This window comes from Atopobium minutum 10063974 (assembly GCF_000364325.1).
Lineage (GTDB): Bacteria > Actinomycetota > Coriobacteriia > Coriobacteriales > Atopobiaceae > Atopobium > Atopobium minutum.
Map to the genome: position 1 here is coordinate 559,671 of NZ_KB822533.1, position 19,261 is coordinate 578,931.

General features: G+C 49.5%; 19 protein-coding genes. All 19 read left to right on the top strand.

The window, feature by feature from the left end; genetic code table 11:
* The first annotated feature begins 13 nt into the window (after window positions 1-13).
* On the top strand, window positions 14-1,567 hold the full coding sequence (locus HMPREF1091_RS02665; protein ID WP_002563294.1) for a C69 family dipeptidase: 1,554 nt from the start codon (window positions 14-16) through the stop codon (window positions 1,565-1,567).
* A gap of 14 nt (window positions 1,568-1,581) precedes the next feature.
* Complete coding sequence (locus HMPREF1091_RS02670) at window positions 1,582-2,634, top strand: LD-carboxypeptidase (protein ID WP_002563295.1); 1,053 nt, start codon at window positions 1,582-1,584, stop codon at window positions 2,632-2,634.
* 21 nt (window positions 2,635-2,655) lie between these two features.
* Entirely contained in the window at window positions 2,656-3,720 is a 1,065-nt protein-coding gene (mnmA, locus tag HMPREF1091_RS02675; RefSeq protein WP_002563296.1) for a tRNA 2-thiouridine(34) synthase MnmA, read from the top strand.
* Window positions 3,707-4,129: a 6-pyruvoyl trahydropterin synthase family protein gene (locus tag HMPREF1091_RS02680; RefSeq protein ID WP_002563297.1), complete on the top strand. Its 423-nt coding sequence runs from the start codon at window positions 3,707-3,709 to the stop codon at window positions 4,127-4,129. The genes mnmA and HMPREF1091_RS02680 overlap by 14 nt, the downstream gene beginning before the upstream one ends.
* Window positions 4,130-4,187: 58 nt before the next feature.
* Window positions 4,188-5,231: a glycoside hydrolase family 5 protein gene (locus HMPREF1091_RS02685; RefSeq protein ID WP_002563298.1), complete on the top strand. Its 1,044-nt coding sequence runs from the start codon at window positions 4,188-4,190 to the stop codon at window positions 5,229-5,231.
* An 11-nt stretch (window positions 5,232-5,242) separates the two neighbouring features.
* Complete coding sequence (gene rsmI / locus HMPREF1091_RS02690; RefSeq protein ID WP_002563299.1) at window positions 5,243-6,172, top strand: 16S rRNA (cytidine(1402)-2'-O)-methyltransferase; 930 nt, start codon at window positions 5,243-5,245, stop codon at window positions 6,170-6,172.
* A gap of 47 nt (window positions 6,173-6,219) precedes the next feature.
* On the top strand, window positions 6,220-7,827 hold the full coding sequence (gene metG / locus HMPREF1091_RS02695; protein ID WP_002563300.1) for a methionine--tRNA ligase: 1,608 nt from the start codon (window positions 6,220-6,222) through the stop codon (window positions 7,825-7,827).
* Between the two features lie 3 nt (window positions 7,828-7,830).
* The gene (gene rsmA, locus HMPREF1091_RS02700; RefSeq protein WP_002563301.1) at window positions 7,831-8,745 is read left to right on the top strand and encodes a 16S rRNA (adenine(1518)-N(6)/adenine(1519)-N(6))-dimethyltransferase RsmA; all 915 of its coding nucleotides are present in this window, start codon (window positions 7,831-7,833) and stop codon (window positions 8,743-8,745) included.
* Window positions 8,746-8,754: 9 nt separating this feature from the next.
* Complete coding sequence (locus HMPREF1091_RS02705; protein WP_002563302.1) at window positions 8,755-9,834, top strand: TatD family hydrolase; 1,080 nt, start codon at window positions 8,755-8,757, stop codon at window positions 9,832-9,834.
* Between the two features lie 112 nt (window positions 9,835-9,946).
* On the top strand, window positions 9,947-11,194 hold the full coding sequence (locus HMPREF1091_RS02710) for a CPBP family intramembrane glutamic endopeptidase (RefSeq protein ID WP_002563303.1): 1,248 nt from the start codon (window positions 9,947-9,949) through the stop codon (window positions 11,192-11,194).
* Between the two features lie 66 nt (window positions 11,195-11,260).
* Window positions 11,261-12,043, top strand: coding sequence for a ComF family protein (locus HMPREF1091_RS02715; RefSeq protein ID WP_002563304.1), 783 nt, complete (start codon window positions 11,261-11,263; stop codon window positions 12,041-12,043).
* A gap of 313 nt (window positions 12,044-12,356) precedes the next feature.
* Window positions 12,357-13,340 (top strand): substrate-binding periplasmic protein, encoded by a 984-nt coding sequence (locus HMPREF1091_RS02720; protein WP_002563305.1) that lies wholly within the window; start codon window positions 12,357-12,359, stop codon window positions 13,338-13,340.
* Window positions 13,341-13,493: 153 nt separating this feature from the next.
* Window positions 13,494-14,066, top strand: coding sequence for a ribosome hibernation-promoting factor, HPF/YfiA family (gene hpf, locus HMPREF1091_RS02725; RefSeq protein WP_002563306.1), 573 nt, complete (start codon window positions 13,494-13,496; stop codon window positions 14,064-14,066).
* A complete protein-coding gene (locus HMPREF1091_RS02730) occupies window positions 14,059-15,063 on the top strand; it encodes a DegV family protein (RefSeq protein ID WP_002563307.1) in 1,005 nt (334 codons plus the stop codon). The genes hpf and HMPREF1091_RS02730 overlap by 8 nt, the downstream gene beginning before the upstream one ends.
* Before the next feature lie 18 nt (window positions 15,064-15,081).
* Window positions 15,082-16,131: an NAD(P)-dependent oxidoreductase gene (locus HMPREF1091_RS02735; protein WP_002563308.1), complete on the top strand. Its 1,050-nt coding sequence runs from the start codon at window positions 15,082-15,084 to the stop codon at window positions 16,129-16,131.
* Window positions 16,132-16,142: 11 nt separating this feature from the next.
* On the top strand, window positions 16,143-16,634 hold the full coding sequence (locus HMPREF1091_RS02740) for a hypothetical protein (RefSeq protein ID WP_002563309.1): 492 nt from the start codon (window positions 16,143-16,145) through the stop codon (window positions 16,632-16,634).
* An 8-nt stretch (window positions 16,635-16,642) separates the two neighbouring features.
* Window positions 16,643-17,419 carry an NYN domain-containing protein gene (locus HMPREF1091_RS02745; RefSeq protein ID WP_002563310.1) on the top strand — a complete coding sequence of 259 codons (777 nt, stop codon included), beginning with the start codon at window positions 16,643-16,645 and terminating at the stop codon, window positions 17,417-17,419.
* 50 nt (window positions 17,420-17,469) lie between these two features.
* Window positions 17,470-18,153, top strand: coding sequence for a hypothetical protein (locus HMPREF1091_RS02750; protein ID WP_002563311.1), 684 nt, complete (start codon window positions 17,470-17,472; stop codon window positions 18,151-18,153).
* A 120-nt stretch (window positions 18,154-18,273) separates the two neighbouring features.
* Window positions 18,274-19,254, top strand: coding sequence for a SurA N-terminal domain-containing protein (locus HMPREF1091_RS02755; protein WP_002563312.1), 981 nt, complete (start codon window positions 18,274-18,276; stop codon window positions 19,252-19,254).
* Window positions 19,255-19,261 lie beyond the last annotated feature (7 nt).

A 19,261-nucleotide genomic window follows, 5' to 3' on the forward strand; every position in this document is an offset into this window, starting at 1 on the left:
AAAGGACAAGATAATGGCTTGTACAACTATTTTGGTAGGTAAGAAGGCCTCACTTGATGGCTCTACCATCATTGCACGCAATGAGGATTCTGGTTCCACTGAGTTTAACCCCAAAAAGTTTAAGGTGATTCAGCCATCAGATCAGCCTACTACGTATACCAGCGTTTTGAGCCACGTATCCATTCCTCTGCCCAACAATCCCATGCGGTACACCTCGGTACCAGAGGCTGTGGATGGCCATGGCATCTGGGCTGCTGCCGGTGTAAACGAGAAGAACATTGGCATGACAGCAACAGAGACCATCACCTCTAATGAGCGCGTTTTGGGTGCCGATCCTTTGGTTGAGTATCGTCCTGCCAAGGGCAAGCCTGGTGATGCGGACTGTCAGCCTGAAGTTGTGGGCGGCATTGGTGAGGAAGACATGGTTACCCTGGTGCTTCCTTACATTAATTCTGCTCGTGAGGGCGTGACGCGCCTGGGTGCTTTGCTGGAGCAGTACGGTACCTATGAGATGAACGGCATTGCTTTTTCTGATACCGATGAGATTTGGTGGCTTGAAACCATTGGTGGCCATCACTGGATTGCTCGTCGTGTCCCGGATGAGATGTATGTAACAATGCCCAACCAGCTGGGCATTGACGCCTTTGATTTGGACGACGCAGAGGGTGAGCAGCGCATTTGTATGGCAAGCGCCGATCTTCGTGAGTTTATCAAAAAGTATCGTCTGGATAAGTTGGATGGTACCAATGAGCTGAGCCTTGGTTGGATTGATGTAGATCCTGAGGCGGGCCATACCGTCTTTAATCCTCGTCTTGCGTTTGGCAGCAAGTCCGATGCGGATCACGTATACAACACGCCTCGCGCTTGGAATATGCACCGCGTGCTTAACCCTCATATGGAGTGGGATCAGAAGGGTACGGGTTGGCTGCCTGAGGAGGATGACATTCCTTGGTGCCTTGAGCCCGAGAACCCCATTAGCATTGAGGACGTCAAGTATGTGCTGTCCCTGCACTACCAGGGAACACCCTACGATCCCTACAGCCACTATGGTGATGACTCACAGCGTGGTAAGTATCGCCCCATTGGCATTAACCGCAACGGAGAGCTTTTGGTTATCCAGTTGCGCCCCTACATGCCTCAGGCAATTCAGGCGGTCGAATGGCTGGCCTATGGCTCCAACGTGTTTAACGTTTTGGTACCGTTGTATGCCAATACTAACGAGAACCCCGAGTATCTTTCTAACACTACAGCACGCGTAACCAGTGAGAGCTTCTACTGGGCCAACCGTCTGGTGGCTGCTTTGGCAGATGCCCACTATCGTGAGTGCGCATCCCATATTGAGCGTTACCAGGAAGCCTTTGGTGCTGCTGCTCGTGCTTCGCTCAATCGCTGTGATGACGCAATTATCGAGAAGGACCTTTCCTATGAAGCTGCTGCTTCTGAGCTTGCTCTTGCCAACCAAAAACTGGTAGACGAACTCAAAGTACAGACCGACGACTTGCTGGACAAGGTTTTGTTTGACGCAAGTCTTGGAATGCGCAATGGGTATTCTCGCTCTGATGCCTAGCGATAAGGAATAGTGTGCGCTATCCGCATCCGCTTGGACCCTCTCAAACAATCGGTGTAGTAGCTCCTTCCTTTGGAGCTACTACTGAGCCGTATATATCTGCTACAGCCTCTGCATACAAGCAGTTTGCGCAGCGTGGATACGCGGTACATGAGTGGAGCTGTGTTCGTGCTAGTGATGGCATAGGCATTTCTTCTACACCTTTGCGATGTGCACAAGAACTCATGGATGCCTATTGCGGCTCTGAGGATGATGTCCTGATTTCTGCAGGGGGCGGCGAGCTTATGAATGAGGTTATCTCTCATCTTGATTTTGAGAGACTTAACGTCGCCCAGCCTAAGTGGTTTATGGGGTATTCGGATAACACCAACTTTGGGTTTTTGCTCCCAACGCTTTGTGATATTGCTAGTCTGTATGCTCCCTGTGTTTCAAGTTTTGGGATGCAGCCTTGGCATGGTGCTCTAGAAGATGCGTGGGAGGTGTTTACCACAGCTCAGGCAGGTAAAACCCTTCGGGTTCATTCATATGAGTGCTGGGAGCTTGACTCACACAAGGATGAACAGCATCCGCTTGTACCGTATAACACGACTGAGCCATCAGATATTCTCGGCTTTGTACAGGGGGTTCCTGAACCTACGATAGCTGCTCAAGGTCGCTTGTTGGGTGGGTGTTTGGATATCCTTATCAATCTGTGTGGTACGCGTTTTGACAGTGTCGCTCGCTTTAATGAGCGTTATGCTTCCGATGGCGTGATATGGTTTTTGGAAGCCTGTGATCTTGGCCCTCTCCAAGTGCGCCGGGCGCTTTGGCAACTGGCAGAGGCGGGATGGTTTGCTTGTGCACGGGCGCTTGTGTTTGGTCGTCCCTTGCGTAAGTTTGACCAGGCATTTGGGCTTACACAGGAACAAGCGGTTCTTGGTGCCTGTGCTGAGTTGGGCATTACGGTTCCCGTTATTCTTAATGCAGATATTGGGCACCTCCCTCCTATGATGCCTTTGGTTTGCGGGAGCGTCGGGGATCTTAGGTTTGAAGATACTTCTTTACACGTCACGATGACGTTGATATAAGCAGCTTGTGAGGTTTGTTATATGAGTAAGGTTCTTGTGGCAATGAGCGGTGGCGTGGATTCTTCCGTTGCTGCCCAGTTATTGCTTGAACAAGGACATGAGTGTATTGGTGCCACTATGATGTTGGCGCGCAATAGCACCTGCTGTCGTTTGGAAGATGCTATTGATGCAAAGTCCGTGTGTATAAAATTAGGAATTCCTCATCTTACCTTTGATCTCACTCGCGAGTTTGACCAAGAAGTCATTAGGCGTTTTGTAGAGGGATATGCTGCCGGTGCTACTCCCAATCCTTGTATTCAATGTAATCGCTGGCTTAAGTTTGGTTTGTTTTGGCAGCGTGCCCAGGCATTGGGCTGTGAATACATTGCAACGGGCCATTACGCACGTGCACAACGAGACGAACAAGGTATCATGCAGCTGTATACTGCTGCAGACACGCTTAAAGACCAAAGCTATGTGCTGTATCCTTCGGTGCCTGAGGTGCTGGAACATTTGCTTTTGCCTTTGGGAGATATCGCATCAAAAGATGAGGTACGCGCTATTGCCCAGCGCTGTGGATTTGACAATGCCCACAAGCACGATAGCCAAGACATATGTTTTGTGCCCGATGGAGATTACGCCGCCTTTCTCGAGCGCCAAGATGGATTTGATTCGAGTGAGGGTGACATTGTCGATATGAACGGTAAGGTGCTTGGTCGTCATAAGGGTATTGGTCACTACACCATTGGTCAGCGCAAGGGCCTTAACGTTTCTCTGGGGAAGCGCATGTATGTAGTGGATATTGATCCTGTATCCAATACGGTTGTGATGGGGGACACCAGCGCCTTAATGAGTCAAGATTTTGATGCAATTCAAGCGCTCTGGCCTTCCGGTGTTGCCCAGGATGTTATTCATGCGGATGCAGTGGTGTCCTATCATGGCTATCGGCATCCCGCTACCATTACAAGAACGGGACAAGAAAGTTTTCATGTGCACACAGATGAGCCAATCCGTGCTATTGCGCCTGGTCAATCTGCTGTGATTTACGATGGCGACCGCGTTGTTTGCGGCGGCATTATCATAAAGGGGAACCATGTACGCGCTTAAAACAGAAGCTGCTTTTGATTCAGCACACTTCCTCACAGACTATTACGGCAAATGCGAAAATCTCCATGGACATCGCTGGCGTGTTGTTGTGTATATCCAGCAAGAAAGTCTGCAACAAGAAGGAACGATGAAAGATATGGTTGTGGACTTTGGTGTGTTTAAAAAGGAGGTTCGTGCTTTAGCGGACAGCCTTGACCATACATTCTTGATTGAAGAGGGTTCCCTTAAGCAAAAGACCCTCGATTGTTTGGTAGACGAGGGCTTCTCGCTTACCCTGCTGCCTTTCCGTACCACGGCAGAAAATCTTGCACGCTACTTTGCTCAACAGCTCCAGCAAAAGGGCTTGCCCGTCTCGCAGGTGGATATGTATGAAACTCCTCTTAATTGTGCGAGCTATTACAGCGCATAGCCATATTGCTATGAAACTGTAGTAAGGTAGGACTACTACTCAGGTAAAGGAGGCATCAATGGCGCACAAAGCACTGCAAGGCGTAAATCTTGACGGCTGGCTTATGCTTGAGTCATGGGTAACCCCCGAGCTCTTTGCAAAGACCTCAACCCTTGATCCTATTGCTTTGGCAAACAAACTGGGTAGTGAGGCGTATGCCAAGCTCATGCATGACCATGAAGAGAGCTTTATTACAGAGTTTGACTTTAAGCAGATGGCAGCTCGTGGCTACAATGCGGTGCGCTTGCCCGTGCCTTGGTATGTGTTTGGCAAAGATGGTCCGCTGCCCGGGTTTCATACAGGCTCCATTGCGTATGTCGATAAAGCCTTTGAGTGGGCAGAACAGTCGGGCATCAAGATTTTGATCAATATTGTTTTGGCGCCAGGTGCCGATAAAACCGGCAATGCGCTCAGGATGAAAACAGACTTTACCCCTGCTCGTCGTAAGGCCCTATTGGAAATTGTGGGTATGCTTGCTGCACGTTATGTGGGACGCAGCTCATTTTTGGGCATTGAGCCCTTGGATGAGGTTGTTACCATGTGTCGTCGGGGTCTTAACGTGGAGCCGGGCATGCCTTTATCGCACTTGCGCAATCTGTATCGTGATGCCTATGCGGAAATCCGTAGATGTGCTGGTAACGGTCCTGTTATTGTCTTTTCCGATGCTGGTCGTCATGGTAACTGGAAGCATTTTATGGCATCGAGCCGTTATGAGAATGTGTGGCTGGATACGCATCTGTATCGTCCAACCTCGCTGCCACTCTCAACAGCGGGGGCAAATGCCCAACAGCTCTTGAGCGCCAGCAGAGAAGCGCTTGCTCAAGCACGTACCAGCGGGCTGCCCGTTATGGTGGGCGAGTGGTCTGCTGCGCTTTCTGTACCAGGAAAAACTACCACGCTTGAAGGACGCATTGCGCAAGAGCGCCTCTTTGTTGCACAGCAAATGAGCTTGCTGTCCGTTTGTCCTGCGTGGTTTTTCCAAACGTGGAAGACTTCGAATAGGCTGCCTGGCTGGGACGCGCGTGTTGCACTATCAAACTTTGAGCGTGATATGCTTCGCTAGGATTCTGTAGTATGTCAAAACACGCAGGTCAAACAACAGAGCAGCATACGCAAACGATAGGTTCTGCACATACAGGTATCCTGTCCATTGTGGGCACGCCCATTGGCAATTTGTCAGATACATCACCGCGGGTCATGCAAACCCTAAAGGATGCCGATGTGGTGTTGTGTGAGGATACGCGCGTTACTGCTAAGCTTATGAACCACTTTGACATTCATGTGCCGTTGGAGCGCTGCGATGATAACGTTATTGCTTCTCGTACGCCGGTGGTGCTCGAGCGTTTGCATGCGGGGCAACGCATTGCTTTTGTTTCTGATGCAGGCATGCCCGGCGTATCTGATCCAGGTCAGTATTTGGTGGATGCTGCCTTGGACGCGCAGCTGCGCGTTGAGGTTATCCCTGGTCCTTCTGCGGTCATTTGTGCATTGGTGGCTTCAGGCTTTGCCATGGATCACTTCTTCTTTGAGGGTTTTCTTCCTCGCAAAGCATCGGAGCAGCGTAAGCGTCTTGCTTGCTTATCAACCATTCCTGCTGCATTGGTATTGTATGAATCTCCACATCGTGTAGTGGCCACGCTTGCATGTATTGCACAAGTATTTCCTCAGCGGCAGGTGGCGTTGGTGCGCGAGCTTACCAAGGTGCATGAGGAGGTAGTGCGCGCGTCTGCTCCTCAACTTGCGCACATGATTGCACAAAGGCAGACCTTGCGCGGGGAGTGCGTTATTGTCATTGCGCAGCCCTCAGAGCAAGAGCTTTCTTTGGCGCAGGTAGATGCTGCCAAGGCTCTAGCCCATCCCGCTACGATACAGGAGGCTATCGAGCAAGGCGTGCAGGAGGGCGAGTCAAAATCAGCGCTTGCAAAGCGTATTTCAAAACAATTTGAACTCTCACGTTCTGAAGTATACGACCGTATCGTGCAGTACAATCAGAACTTGCAATAAGCATGTTGTATCATCCATGCCAAGTCCGTCATTAGGAGATTTACGTTATGGCAGATAAAAAGCCTTTTTACATCACAACACCCATCTATTATGTAAACGCAGCGCCCCATCTGGGAACCGCGTACTGTACCATCTTGGCAGATGTTCAGGCACGGTATCGCCGGGCAATGGGCTATGACGTTAAGTTTTTAACGGGCATGGATGAGCATGGTCAGAAGGTGGCAGAGGCCGCAGCTAACCATGGTATGTCCCCCCAAGAGTGGTGTGACAGACAGGTTCCTTTATTTAAGGATTTGTGGACACAGCTTGAGGTTTCTAATGATGACTTTATCCGTACCACGGATAAGCGTCAGTTTAAGGCGGTCCAGCATCTTTGGAACAAGATGCAGGAATCCGGATACCTCTATAAGGGCAGTTATGACGGCTGGTACTGTGTTCCAGAAGAGACCTATTTTACGGAAAATCAGGTCCGTAAGTCCGATGAAGAGCACCAAACAATAGGCGAGCATCTCTGCCCCGATTGCGGTCGTCCTTTGGAGCGCGTGCAGGAAGAGTCCTATTTCTTCAAGCTTTCCGCATTTCAGGAGCCACTGCTCAAATTGTTTGAAGAGCACCCCGATTTTATACAGCCTTCGTTTCGTATGAACGAGGTTCGCAGTTTTGTAGAAGGCGGCTTGCAGGATCTTTCCGTTTCTCGTACGAGTTTTGATTGGGGCATTCCTGTTCCCTTTGATACCAAACATGTTACCTACGTTTGGTTTGATGCCCTTCTCAACTACATGACTGCAGTTGGCTATGGCGCGGATACGCAAGAAGCACGGGCTCAGCTTGCCCATTTTTGGCCTGCTCAATACCACATTGTGGGTAAGGATATCATTCGCTTTCACTGCGTTATTTGGCCGGCTATGCTTATGGCAATCGGTGCTCCGTTGCCCGATCATGTTTTTGCGCATGGCTTCCTTACGGTGCGTAATCCCCAAACCGGGGCTGCCGAGAAAATGTCTAAGAGTCGTGGCAATGCCATTGCTCCTTCTGATGTTATGGACCTGTTGGGCATTGAGGGGTATCGCTATTACTTTATGACCGATGTCTCCCATGGCGAGGACAGTGCTATTAGCTTTGAGCGTATGGAACAGGTCTACAACGCGGATCTAGCAAATAGCTGGGGCAACTTGGTTTCTCGCGCTTTTAACATGAGCGCAAAGTATTTTGATGGCGCTACGCCCGAGCTTAATGGCTGGCTGGATCATACGGGCACGCTCCGCCAAACAGCTACTGGTTTGGTTGAGCAGTATTGTGCTTGTATGGAGCAGCTGGATTATGTTGGTGCTAAAAATGCGGTCATGAAACTTGTCCATGCAGCCAATCATTTTATTGAAGAGAGCGCTCCTTGGAACGTTGCCAAGGATGAATCTCGGGCAGAAGAGCTCCGTAATATTATTGCAGACCTTTTGGAAAGTATTCGTATCAGTGCCTTGTTGTTCATGCCATTTATGCCTAGGACCTCTGCAGAGGTTTTGCGTCGCATGAGCCTTGAAGAGCAGATTGTGTGTGACAATCTTGTTCAGGCATGTGCGTGGGGTGGCCTTGTAGGCGAGGTAGTTATAACTAAAGGCGACGCTCTCTTTCCTAGGATTGCTGCTAAAAAGGAGTAGCTTGTGTATTCGCCGTATGCAACGCCGCGTGCAACACGGGCTGTTTTGGAGGCATTTGGCCTTGCTACCAAAAAGCGTCTTGGGCAGAACTTTTTAGTAAATGACCAGGTTATTGGTCATATCTGTGACTTAGCTGAACTAGATGGTAGCTCAAGCATTGTGTTGGAGGTTGGTCCTGGAATCGGTACCCTTACAGCAGCACTCTTACCTCGCTGTAAGGCGCTGTGTGCCATAGAGGCAGACCCCGAGCTTTCACAGGTGTATGCCTCTACCTTGGCACTCTATACTAAGCGCTTTGCTTTGGTACAGGCTGATGCTCTTAAGGTAACGCCAGCTATGATTGCGCAGGCCTTGTCGTCTTTAGAGGGCGTTGTGCAAAATACGCTGCCTACTATCTTTGTGGCAAATTTGCCTTATCAAATTGCTGCAACCGTACTGCTTAAGTTCTTCCAGCAGATCCCCCAGCTTTCGCGTGCGGTGGTCATGGTTCAAGCAGAAGTAGCGGACCGCATAACTGCTGTTCCTGGTACTAAAGCGTATGGTGCTTATACTGCAAAGCTGTCATTGTATGGCACCACTACGGGCAGATTCGAGGTTGGACCTGGCAATTTCTTCCCACCACCTCATGTTAACTCTGCTGTTGTGCGCATAGACCGGGCGATGGCCGCGCATCCAAAAACCCAGGTACCGCTTACACAGCATGAGCTACAGCAGGTGGCACAGGTTATTGATGCTGCTTTTGCACAGCGTCGTAAAACCTTGCGTAACTCACTGGCCTCATCGGGATTTGCAAAAGAAGCTATCGATAAGGCTTGTGAAGCTTGTGGCACCAACGCGGGTTCTCGCGCAGAAACACTGTCTACCACTGATTTTATTTCGCTTGCATTTGCGCTGGCACACAGCAAGCCTCGCGCGTAAGGGAGATGTATGACAACACAGAGTCAAGAGCTATGGGCTTCTCAGCAAGAGGCCCTGTATGCTGCTATACAAAAGCAAGGAGTACTGGCCGCTCTTGGTATCAAGGATGGTACGCTCTTTTTTGATAAGAAACATCGTCCAGCTCCCGCTGCACAGCCTTTGGCGCCGGTAGCAGATACACATGGGCACCTGACAAGCTTTGAGCAGACCACTGCTGCGGCAGCCCTTGCTCGTGCTGCTTTGGCAGGCGTGCGTATGCTGGTGGTGCCACTGGATCAGATAGATGAAATCCCACGGCTCTTTACAACGGTGGTAGACTGCATCGCTTGGCTTGATGCACAGGTAGAAGAGGCGCATGAGCTTTTGGAGCTGTGTGCGCATGAGGGGCTGACTGCCCCCGAGATAGCTGGGTATGAAACTGTGCCGCCACTGCTGGATAGTGTCTATATAGTCGCAGGGGCGCATCCGTATTCCGCACAGGTATATATGGATGAGCCAGCTCAAGCACGCGCTAAGCTTGAGGAGTTTCTCGCCAGTCCACGCTGCGTAGGAGTGGGGGAGATTGGCATTGATTTCGGGCTGTATAATACCTTGCCTGCTCAGGTTCAAAAGCAGGCGCTGCTCGATCAGCTGCGAATAGCGCAAGAGCATCAACTGTGCGTAGAGCTGCATATACGTGATGCAAATGAACCAAACAATGCACAGGCTCATGAACTGGTGCTGGAAGTATTAGAGGAAGTGGGTGTGCCTAAACAGGGTATTGAACTGCATTGTTACACGGATGGGCCAAAGGTGTTGCAGCCCTTTATCGACAAGGGCGTCTATGCAGCATTTGGAGGTGCCTGTACGTTTAAGCGCTCAGATGATATTCGTGAAGCTTTGGCACTGATGCCTCTGGATCGTGTATTATCCGAGACGGACTGTCCGTATATGGCGCCTGTTCCTCTGCGTGGTAAAGAATGCGAGCCGTCTATGATTATGCATACGGTGGACTGTATCGCACGGGTTAAGCAGGACACAGCGCAGCTGCCGCGCGAGCAAATATATAAGTCTTTGTGGGATAACGCTCATAGATTTTTTGCGTTGTAACAAAAGTGGGACTATCGTAGGCAGTCAAGGCTGAGCTACCGTAAGTAGCAAAGCTTACTGAGCTTAGCAAAAGAATAAGAGCAAACTATACAACCAATGAGGACGACGATTCATGACCTATTTTGTTAAACCACATCGCCGCTTTATGCTTACGCTGTGCATACTCTCATTTGCATTGCTTCAGGTACTTGGTATTGCTGTTGTGATTGTATATTCCATAGCTAGATATATCCTCACTCGCACTGAACCTAGTACCACTGCCATTATGTTGGTGGTTATTGGTTCGTCAGCGCTAGCAGGTATTTTCCTTCTCTCTTTGCTGGGGAGCAAGCGCGCTATTGCGTTTCATAAAGAAGATGTGCGGTATGCACTTGGTAAAAGCAAGTACCTCATCGTGCTGGCGTTTCTTCAGTTGATCATTTCTATTGTCGGGATAGTCACAGAAAAGCAAGCAATCATAAGTACGTGGCCGATTGCCATGCTGCAGACTTTTGTACTGTGCGTGTTTGTAGGCATTTCTGAGGAAGCAATCTACCGCGGTATCGTGCTGGGAGGATTATTAGCGCGCTTTGGTAAAACGCGCAAAGGGTTTTATGGAGCTCTTTTTGTTGCGGCACTCATCTTTGGTGTTATGCATATTACGCCTGGTACAGAGCTTACGAGTATTACCATTGCGCAGCTTGTGCTCAAAGTTTTGCAAACAGGTATCCTGGGGTTGTTCTTCTCGGCCTTGGTCGTTAAGCGCGTAAACTTCTGGGGTGCTGCATTCATTCACTTTTTGTGGGACTTCATTTTGTTGTCCAGCGAAGCGCTGGTGCAGCAGTCTATCGAAATAAACTATGTCTCCAGCGGAGAAGACGGCATGGCAGTTGTCTTCTATTATGTCGTGATTATTGCGCTGCAGATTCCGCTTGTTGTAAGCGCGCTGCGTACCTTTAAGCAGACGGCAACACCGTATTGTGGCTGGCTTTCTGACATTGTGGTGCTAAACGAGCAGGGCAATGAAGTTGTGGTAACCAACCCAGAGCTTGTGGCTGCATGCAATACTGGTGAGCAAGCAGCACAAGCAGTGCTTGCCCGGCTAGATCCAGCACAACCACAGCCTGCGGGTGTTGCACGCTTTGTCAGCAGTGCTGCAACAACGCCTTCTCATAACGGATCGGTCCCTACGCCGCCGGCAGGTTTTTATGATCTTTCAAAGCTAGAGGATTCTGCACCTGTTGCACCCACTGCGCCTGTTACCCCTGCTGCGCCCAATGCACCTGCTGCCCCTGTTTCATCCGACCTGCCTCACAGCGCAGCTTCTGGTTCTGCCATCCAACAGCCAGATGACCGTCCGCCTAGACCTGCAGGCATGTAAGACCCCACAAGCATAAAAGTAGCTATAGTAGAAATACGACTCCTTTGCTTATGACAGGGGAGTCGTATGTCATTATTATCAGCACAAATGCCAGCGCCATCAGTGGTGCCAGAGTCCTTGGCAGTGCCAGCATCACAGCAACCATCGCTTTTCTCGTCATTACTCAGCACCACAAGTGAAATACTGTGGCCAACACGCTGTATTAGTTGTAATGCTCCAGGGGAGCTTTTGTGTGCACACTGCCGAGAAGCGCTTGCATGGATAAACCAACGTTGGGCATGTGTGGATTGTGGAGCGCCCTTTGGCTGGCTTACCTGCTCCTCTTGTGACCATAGTTGGGAAGCACTGGACGGGGTGGTGTGTGCCACTTCATTTGTGGGAACCTGTGCGCGTATGGTCGTTGCACTTAAAGATGAACATGAGACACGGCTGGCGCCCATACTGGCGGCAGCTATGGCAACTGCACTGGATGAAGCGCAGGGTTGGCAGCATATTAATTTAGCTGTCTTCGATGCCCTTATGTTTGTGCCGGCTACGCACAAAGCTTTTGTGCGTCGTGGCTTTGATCACATGGAGCTTGTCGCCTCCGCATTGAGTGCATTTATCGATATTCCGCTGGTAGACGTATTGGTCCGTCGTCAGGCGCACGATCAAAGAAAGCTCAACAAAACTCAGCGCGCGGCAAATCTTGCAGGTACCATAGAACTTATCGATGATGTGCGTGCAGCAAATGTATTGCTGGTAGACGATGTAGTAACCACGGGTGCGAGTATGTGTGCTTGTGCTCAGGCGCTTAAGACTTCAGGAGTAAATCAGGTTATTGGATGCGGCTTTTCACGAGTGTGGTAGCTGCTGGTATAATGTGCTGGTCTTTCATCAGGCTGTGGTTGCGGGTGTCAAGGAGATGCCCTAGTCCAAGGCAGACGAGGTCAAAAGGATCCACGTAAGTTTGGGTGTGCGCACGCAAGCGAGCATGGCTCGTCCTAGAAGTAAGTCGTACCGTCCGTACTATATGAGAGGCATACCGTCTCGCGGGCGAGAGAGTTAGTAGTAAGCATGTTGCGGCATGTACGCAAACGCTCCAGTATGCGAGTGTGGGGTCAAATACCAGGTCAGCTGGTGAAAGGCATCTGATTAAACGAATAGGTAAAAGGATTTTGCAATGTCTACAAAGCCGCGTCTCCTCTTTGCTGTACCGCTTATTGCTGCTTGCATAACCGGCTTAGCTGGTTGTTCTATTCCGCTTGTGGGTGAGCTTACACAAACATCGGTAAACGATGCATACCAGACGCAGGTTAATGCCTTGACTCCGCGCGTATCGGATGCCTCTTTAGTGACTGAGCATACGCTCACCGTTGGTTTAACGGCTGCATCTACGGTAGCTCCCTATGCAAGCTCTTCACAGAATAACTCCTATCAGGGCATTGATATTGATCTTGCGTCTATGATTGCGGAACAGCTGGGTTTGCAGGTTAAGTTTGTAGCGGTAGGCAGTACGGATGAGCTTGGTCAGACCTGCGACATTGTTATGAACGTGCCTGCGGACACCACTTCTTCTGACTTTAGCGTGGTGGGTACGTATACGGCTGCTGCAACAGGGTTTTTTACCAAGGGCGAGGCAACTACAACCAAGGCAACGGATATTTCCGGGAAAAAAGTTGGTGTACAAAGCGGGTCGGCTACCAAGACCGTGCTTGAGGGGTCTTCTCTTAAGGTGATAGAGCAGGAGTATCAAAACTTAGATGAGGCATTTAAAGGTCTGGAAAACGGCGAGGTAGACTATGTTTTGTGTGATGTCCGTCCCGGTGCTGCACTAGCACATAGCTATTCTGATATAAGCTTTGTGGCTACGCTTGATGACCCGTCTTTTATGGGCATTGCGGTACTTGATTCTAACTCTGAGCTCAAGGGTGCCTTGGATACCGCATGCAAAACGCTTGCCGATAAGGGCTTGCAAAAGTTGGCAGTGACGCGCTGGATTGGTGATATGCCTTCACTTTCTGATCAAACCAAATTGAGCGACGTTCTTCTCAATGTCAATAAGACAACTACCAGCGCAAATACGGATACATCATCCACACAGACCACTACTAATTCCTCTGCAGATGATGGTTCAACCGCCGGTTCCAATGCGGCAGTCCTGTAGCTTTTGTGAGAGCAGCACAGAGTGGTTGTTGGGATTGTCCGTAGGCGTATTTATGCCAAAACGGATGAAACATCAACACAGGTTTAGGGTACGTCTTAACTAAGAAGATGCTTACATCCGAGTAAGCATTTTTTACAAACAGGGAGGCACGTTATGGTTGATATCAAGGTATCTGGGCGTAAAACCACGGTTACCGATGCTTTGCATACAGCAGTGGTAGAAAAAATTGGCGATGCCCTTAAGGTTTTTGATATTTCTCCAATGTCTTGTGACGTTGTTTTGCGTGTAGATAAAAATCCTTCTAATCCCACTGCTCAGACGGTTGAGGTTACGGTTTTTGTTCGTGATAATGTAGTACGTGTAGTGGCTTCGTCTACAGATATGTACTCTGCTATTGATGAGGCTGCTAATAAGGTTTCTCGTCAGCTTCGTAAGTACAAGACACGTGTTATTGATCGTCGTCAGCGTGCTGCTGCTCCTGAGTTTGAGTCCAATGTTTCTGATTTGTCAGAGCTGTTGGAGCCAGAGGATGACGAGTTAGTTCGCGAGAAGGTCGTGGATTTGACGCCTATGACAGAAGAAGAGGCGCTGGTCCAAACCGATCTTATCGGTCACGATTTCTATGTTTTTGAGAACGCAACTACCGGCCTTATTAATGTGGTGTATCGCCGTCATAACGGTGGATACGGCATCATTAAGCCTAAGATTGAGGATGTAAATGAGTAATTCTTCCGAGGTAACATCTGGCTCTATCATGGACTTGGCGGGCGATGATATCAAACGTTTTCAAGCGCACAGAACCTGTCACATCATTGTAGATTCATGTGCGGACTTTGATCCTGATGTAGTAAGCCAGCTGGGTGTTGAGGTTATTGAGTTTCCCTATGTCATAGACGGTGTTGAGCACTTTGATGGTAGCTGGAAATCCATGTCGGCTCACGATTTTTATGACCGCATGCGTAAGGGTGCTCGTGCAACTACCTCTGCTATAACACCCGGGCATTACTTGGAAGTGTTTACTAAGGCAGCTCAAAATGGTCTGCCCACCTTGTATCTTGGTTTTACTGGTGGCCTGTCGTCCAGCATCGATGCTGCGCGGCAGGCTGCCGCTCTGCTTAAAGAGAGCTATCCAGATTTTGAGCTGTACGTGCTGGACAACCTGTGTCCCTCTCTTGCGGCCGAGCTTTTGGCCATTGAAGTAGTGCGCCTTGCTGGCAATGGTCTTTCTGCGCGTGAGTTGTATGAGTGGGCTTGTGACGCTCGCTATTTTATTCAAGGCTATTTTACCTTGGATAGCTTTAGTGCTCTGGCTGCTGGTGGTCGTATTCCTCCTGCCGCAGCTCAGGTTGGTGGTAAGCTGGATATCAAACCTGAGCTATCCTACGATCTCAATGGCTCTCTTGTCTTGCGAGGCATGTGCCGCGGCCGTAAAAAGGCCTTGCGTGCCATTATTAAGGACTTTAAGGAAAACTATTCACACGATCCTTCGCTTCCCATTGCCATTGCTACCGCGGATTCCGAGAAGGATGGGGGCTGGATAGAAAAAGAAATTCGCAAAGAGCCTGGTTGCGAGGATGTAGTCATTATTCGTAGTCAAATTAGCCCGGTCATTGGTTCTCATGTGGGTCCGGGAATGGTTGCACTGGCTTTCTGGGGCGGAGATCGTCGAGAAAAGATTTCTCTTACCGATCGTATTGCTCGCAAGATTAAGAATTCAAAGTAATGGTAAAGCGCAGGTATAATGGCACATTCAAAGATTGAGCACGTTGCTTTTATTGGTACTGGAACAATGGGCGCGCCCATTGCAGGCCATATGTTGGATGCGGGATATACACTCACGGTCTATAACCGCAGTAAGGATCGAGCGCAAGCTTTGATCGACCGTGGTGCTACTTGGGCATCTTCTGTTGCACAAGCCGTACAGCAGGCGGATGTGGTCTTTACCATGCTTGGCTACCCTGCAGATGTAGAAGAGGTATATCTGGCAAGTGACGGCTTGCTCAAACTTGCTAAGCAAGGGGCATGGTTGGTGGATCTTACCACCTCTGCTCCAAGCCTTGCGCGTGATATTCATGATGCGGCAGAGGTGCTGGGCATGCATGCATTTGATTGTCCTGTTACCGGAGGACAGGCTGGTGCACAAGCCGGAACGCTGAGCGCTATTGCCGGTATTTCTGAACAAGATGCTTCACCTGTTGTAGACCTGCTCAAAACCTTTACGAGTAAGATTTTCTACTTTGGTGCTGCGGGTAAGGGTCAGGCAGCAAAGCTGTGCAACCAGGTATCCCTTGCTTCATGTATGGTAGGCATGGCAGATGCTATGGCTTTGGCTCAGCAAAGCGGTCTTGACGTGCAGCAGGTATTACAGATGATTGGCAGCGGCATGGGTGCTTCTCGTGCTCTTGTGGAGCTTGGTCCTCAAGCAGCGCAGGGTGATTATCGCCCCGGTTTCTTTACGGAGCACATGCGTAAAGATATTTCTCTTGCCTTGGCAGAAGCTCAGGATATGGATCTTGCCCTACCAGGCGCGGAAACTGCGTATACACTCTATGATCTTCTCTGCCAGATCCATGGTGATCGTTTGGGTACTCAGGCGCTTACTTTGCTGTATGCAGAAGAAGCGGATGCCGTAGCCGCTGGTCTTGATTGGTCTGTCTTAGACATGGATGACAAAGACACTACTGCTGACACATGCGATTGCGGTCATACGCATGCTCACAACAATACCCATGAATGCGGCTGTGGCCATACGCATGCTCACGACGAGCATTGCCATCACCACCATCATTAGGAGTTTAGAGCGTGGGAGATTCTTTGCAACAAGCCGCAGGAAGCAACCTCAGTTTTGGAGTTGCCATTGTTGCGCTGGTGCTTTTTGTTTTTGGCACTGTTTTAGGCGAGCACCTTGCTGAGTCATGGGGCTACAAACTGGTGACTCGTCGTGACTACCTTTTAGCAAACATAGCCTGGTTTATGGCTGGCGTTGTGTTGTCTAGTCTTGTGTGGGTAACAGGGTGGACTACCTTAGCCGCCTTTAGCTTTGGTATGATTGCCGGAGGGATGGCTGGTTTTAAAATTGCATTTGGTGAGTCTGTTGGTCCTTGGAAGTTTGTAGACCAGCTCTTCAACACCAATAAGCGCCACGTAGCTGCAGCACAAGATCATCAATCAGTTGCTCGCAGAGAAGCGCGGCGTAAGTGGAAAGAAGGCAAAGGTCCTGAACCAGAACTGATGAGTGTGCAGCAGCCCGCTCATTCCGATTCCAAGACGTCCAAAGAATCCAAGAAAGGATAGTCCTTTTTGTGAATGATATAAGTCAAAGCTCTATGGCCGTGTTTATCGATTACGAGAACTTGGCACTCGGTACAGGTAAACGTAAGCGTAATGGTCATCAAGAGCCCGGTCCCGCCCCTGAAGTTAAGCGGATTTTTGAGCGCTTGGTAGATAAGGGCAGGATTGTAGTAAAGCGTGCCTACTGTGATTGGCAGCGCTTTGATACGGCAATAACGCCTTTGCATGAGTTGGGCATAGAGCTCATTGAGATCCCTGATCGTGCATTTACCGGCAAAAATTCTGCAGATATTCGCTTGGCTGTGGATGCTGTAGAGATGTGCTTGAATCGTGAGCACATTGATACTTTTGCCATTTTGTCGGGTGACTCAGACTTTTCTCCCTTGGTATCTAAGCTTAAGGAGTTTGGTAAACAAGTCATTGGTGTGGGCATGAAGGCATCCACCAGTTCCTTGCTGGCAGAAAACTGCGATGAGTTTATGTACTACGAGGACATTATGAGCGCAGGGCGTATTCCTGACTTCACCGCTAAAGTTCCTGCCGAGAAACACGAGTGCTATCAGCTGCTGTTTGAAACCATTGATGCCGTGCAGTCGGAGAGTGACTCTGCCATCTTTGCATCGCAGCTTAAAAGCACCATGCGCCGTAAGCGTCCACAGTTCTCAGAGCGCAGTTTTGGGTACCGTAGTTTTACCAAGCTTCTCAATGAAGCAAGCTCTTACGGTTTTATTAAAATTCATACTGATCAAAAGAGTGGAACAGCTGTTGTAGACGGTTTTTGCGAGTAGGATGTCCTGCTCGTTGTGATACGAGATATAAGTGCGTAAGGGGATGTAGTATGTCTCATAGTTCTTCCGAGCAGATTGAGCAGCTTGTTGATGCACTTTCTGGTTCTGTGCGTCGTGAGCGTCAAGAAGCGGCTCATACCTTGGCTACGATCACCAGGCAGGACAGTTCTGCCATGGCAAAACACGTAGATGCCCTGGTAAAGGCCTTACGTGTTCCCGAGGCACAGACCCGTTGGGAAGTGTTGGACGCGCTGTCCATCTTGTGTGCCGAGAACCCCGATAAGGTAGCCAGTGCCTTTGCGGGAGCCGAGGACTCATTGTTTGACGAAGCATCTTCCACGGTGCGCCTGTCTGCATTTCGCATGCTCACCCGCGTAGGATCAACATCGAGCGCACGCTCTAAGAAAGCATGGCCTTTGTTGGATGAGGCCATCCAATGCTTCCATGGTGATGCCGAATATCGTGATATGCTGGCCTGCCTGCTTGAGTTTGCACAGGGAGATATTGCTGCCGATGTACGCGATGCCCTGGTTCAGCGTGTAGCATTTGACGCAGAGTCTGCTCATGGCTACATCCAGTCTTTCTCGCAAAATATCATTGATGCCACAAAACAAAAGGCTGCAAAGACGGGTAAAACTACCAAATCAAAAACTCAGTCAGCTGCTAAAGGCTCAAAGCGCGCTAAGGTTGCGTCAAAGAAAAAGGCAGCTGAGCTTAAGCTTAACGAGGAATAAATAGAGGTTGTTCTCGCTCTATGAATGTTCATTGATGCTACACAACACGACATGGCGGTCGTGTTAGCCTTATTACCCGAGTAACGTTTGTATGCACTATTTCTAATGAAAGGTACGTGTATGACAGAGCCCGAAAAGACGGATTCTACAGAGAAGGATCCTATTGAGCAGGATTCTGCAAAGAATGATTCCATGAAGAAGGATCCTGTTAAGAAGGATTCTACAAAGAAAGATTCCGCTAAAAAGAATTCCTCCAAGAAGAGTTCTTCCTTTGCAAAGAAGTCTGTTTCTTTGCCGGTTTACATTTTTGTAGTCGTACTTGCCTTGGTTTTGGGTGGCGTAATTGGTCATTTTGCCCTTGGTTCCGCTGGTTCTGCTACTGGCAAGACCACGCTGAGCGAGAAGGACTTGGATTCCGTAGTAGGTACCATGACCTATAAGGGTAAGACAGAGAAGATCACTGCTCGTCAGGCAATTGAGGCAACAAGCTCCCTTAACGCTGCCAAGAATGACAAGGGTGAGTATAACGCTCCTTCTGCAGACAGCGTACTTGCCGTTGCTCGCAATAAGATCCTTGCAGATGCGGTAGAAAAAGAGGGCATCCAGGTATCTGATGATGACATCAAGGCCTTTGCAGAGTCCACGCTCAAGACCAGCGACTTCAAGGCTTTGGCTTCTAAGTATTCTATGACCGAGGATCAAGTCAAGGAGCTTGTTAAGAAGTCCGCTTCAGTAAAGAAGTTGCGCGACAAGATTGTGGAGGCTGATAAGCTTACCGCCCCCACCGCACCGACCGCTCCTTCGGATGGCAACAATGATACCGCCACTGCAGAGTATGGTAAGTACATCATTGATCTGCTGGGTGACGAGTGGGATGCCGATAAGGGTGACTGGGCTAAGACGGACGGTGCATACTACGCCGTTCTTAAGGATGAGAAGTTCAGTGCAGATTCTGCAACCTACACGCAGGCACAGGCTGCGTATCGTGTTGCATACCAGAAGTACTCCGCTGAGTTCTCCAATGTCAACGCTAAGTGGACTAAGTATGTAAACGAGCGCCTTTCTCAGGCCTCTATCCAGATCAACTCTCTGACTTCCTAAGTGTGAT

Excerpts from the sequence above, each read along its gene's own strand:
- HMPREF1091_RS02665 (WP_002563294.1), top strand. The coding sequence starts at position 14 with ATGGCTTGTACAACTATTTTGGTAGGTAAGAAGGCCTCACTTGATGGC.
- mnmA (WP_002563296.1), top strand. The coding sequence starts at position 2,656 with ATGAGTAAGGTTCTTGTGGCAATGAGCGGTGGCGTGGATTCTTCCGTT.
- HMPREF1091_RS02680 (WP_002563297.1), top strand. The coding sequence starts at position 3,707 with ATGTACGCGCTTAAAACAGAAGCTGCTTTTGATTCAGCACACTTCCTC.
- HMPREF1091_RS02685 (WP_002563298.1), top strand. The coding sequence starts at position 4,188 with ATGGCGCACAAAGCACTGCAAGGCGTAAATCTTGACGGCTGGCTTATG.
- rsmI (WP_002563299.1), top strand. The coding sequence starts at position 5,243 with ATGTCAAAACACGCAGGTCAAACAACAGAGCAGCATACGCAAACGATA.
- metG (WP_002563300.1), top strand. The coding sequence starts at position 6,220 with ATGGCAGATAAAAAGCCTTTTTACATCACAACACCCATCTATTATGTA.
- HMPREF1091_RS02705 (WP_002563302.1), top strand. The coding sequence starts at position 8,755 with ATGACAACACAGAGTCAAGAGCTATGGGCTTCTCAGCAAGAGGCCCTG.
- HMPREF1091_RS02710 (WP_002563303.1), top strand. The coding sequence starts at position 9,947 with ATGACCTATTTTGTTAAACCACATCGCCGCTTTATGCTTACGCTGTGC.
- HMPREF1091_RS02715 (WP_002563304.1), top strand. The coding sequence starts at position 11,261 with ATGTCATTATTATCAGCACAAATGCCAGCGCCATCAGTGGTGCCAGAG.
- HMPREF1091_RS02720 (WP_002563305.1), top strand. The coding sequence starts at position 12,357 with ATGTCTACAAAGCCGCGTCTCCTCTTTGCTGTACCGCTTATTGCTGCT.
- hpf (WP_002563306.1), top strand. The coding sequence starts at position 13,494 with ATGGTTGATATCAAGGTATCTGGGCGTAAAACCACGGTTACCGATGCT.
- HMPREF1091_RS02730 (WP_002563307.1), top strand. The coding sequence starts at position 14,059 with ATGAGTAATTCTTCCGAGGTAACATCTGGCTCTATCATGGACTTGGCG.
- HMPREF1091_RS02735 (WP_002563308.1), top strand. The coding sequence starts at position 15,082 with ATGGCACATTCAAAGATTGAGCACGTTGCTTTTATTGGTACTGGAACA.
- HMPREF1091_RS02750 (WP_002563311.1), top strand. The coding sequence starts at position 17,470 with ATGTCTCATAGTTCTTCCGAGCAGATTGAGCAGCTTGTTGATGCACTT.
- HMPREF1091_RS02755 (WP_002563312.1), top strand. The coding sequence starts at position 18,274 with ATGACAGAGCCCGAAAAGACGGATTCTACAGAGAAGGATCCTATTGAG.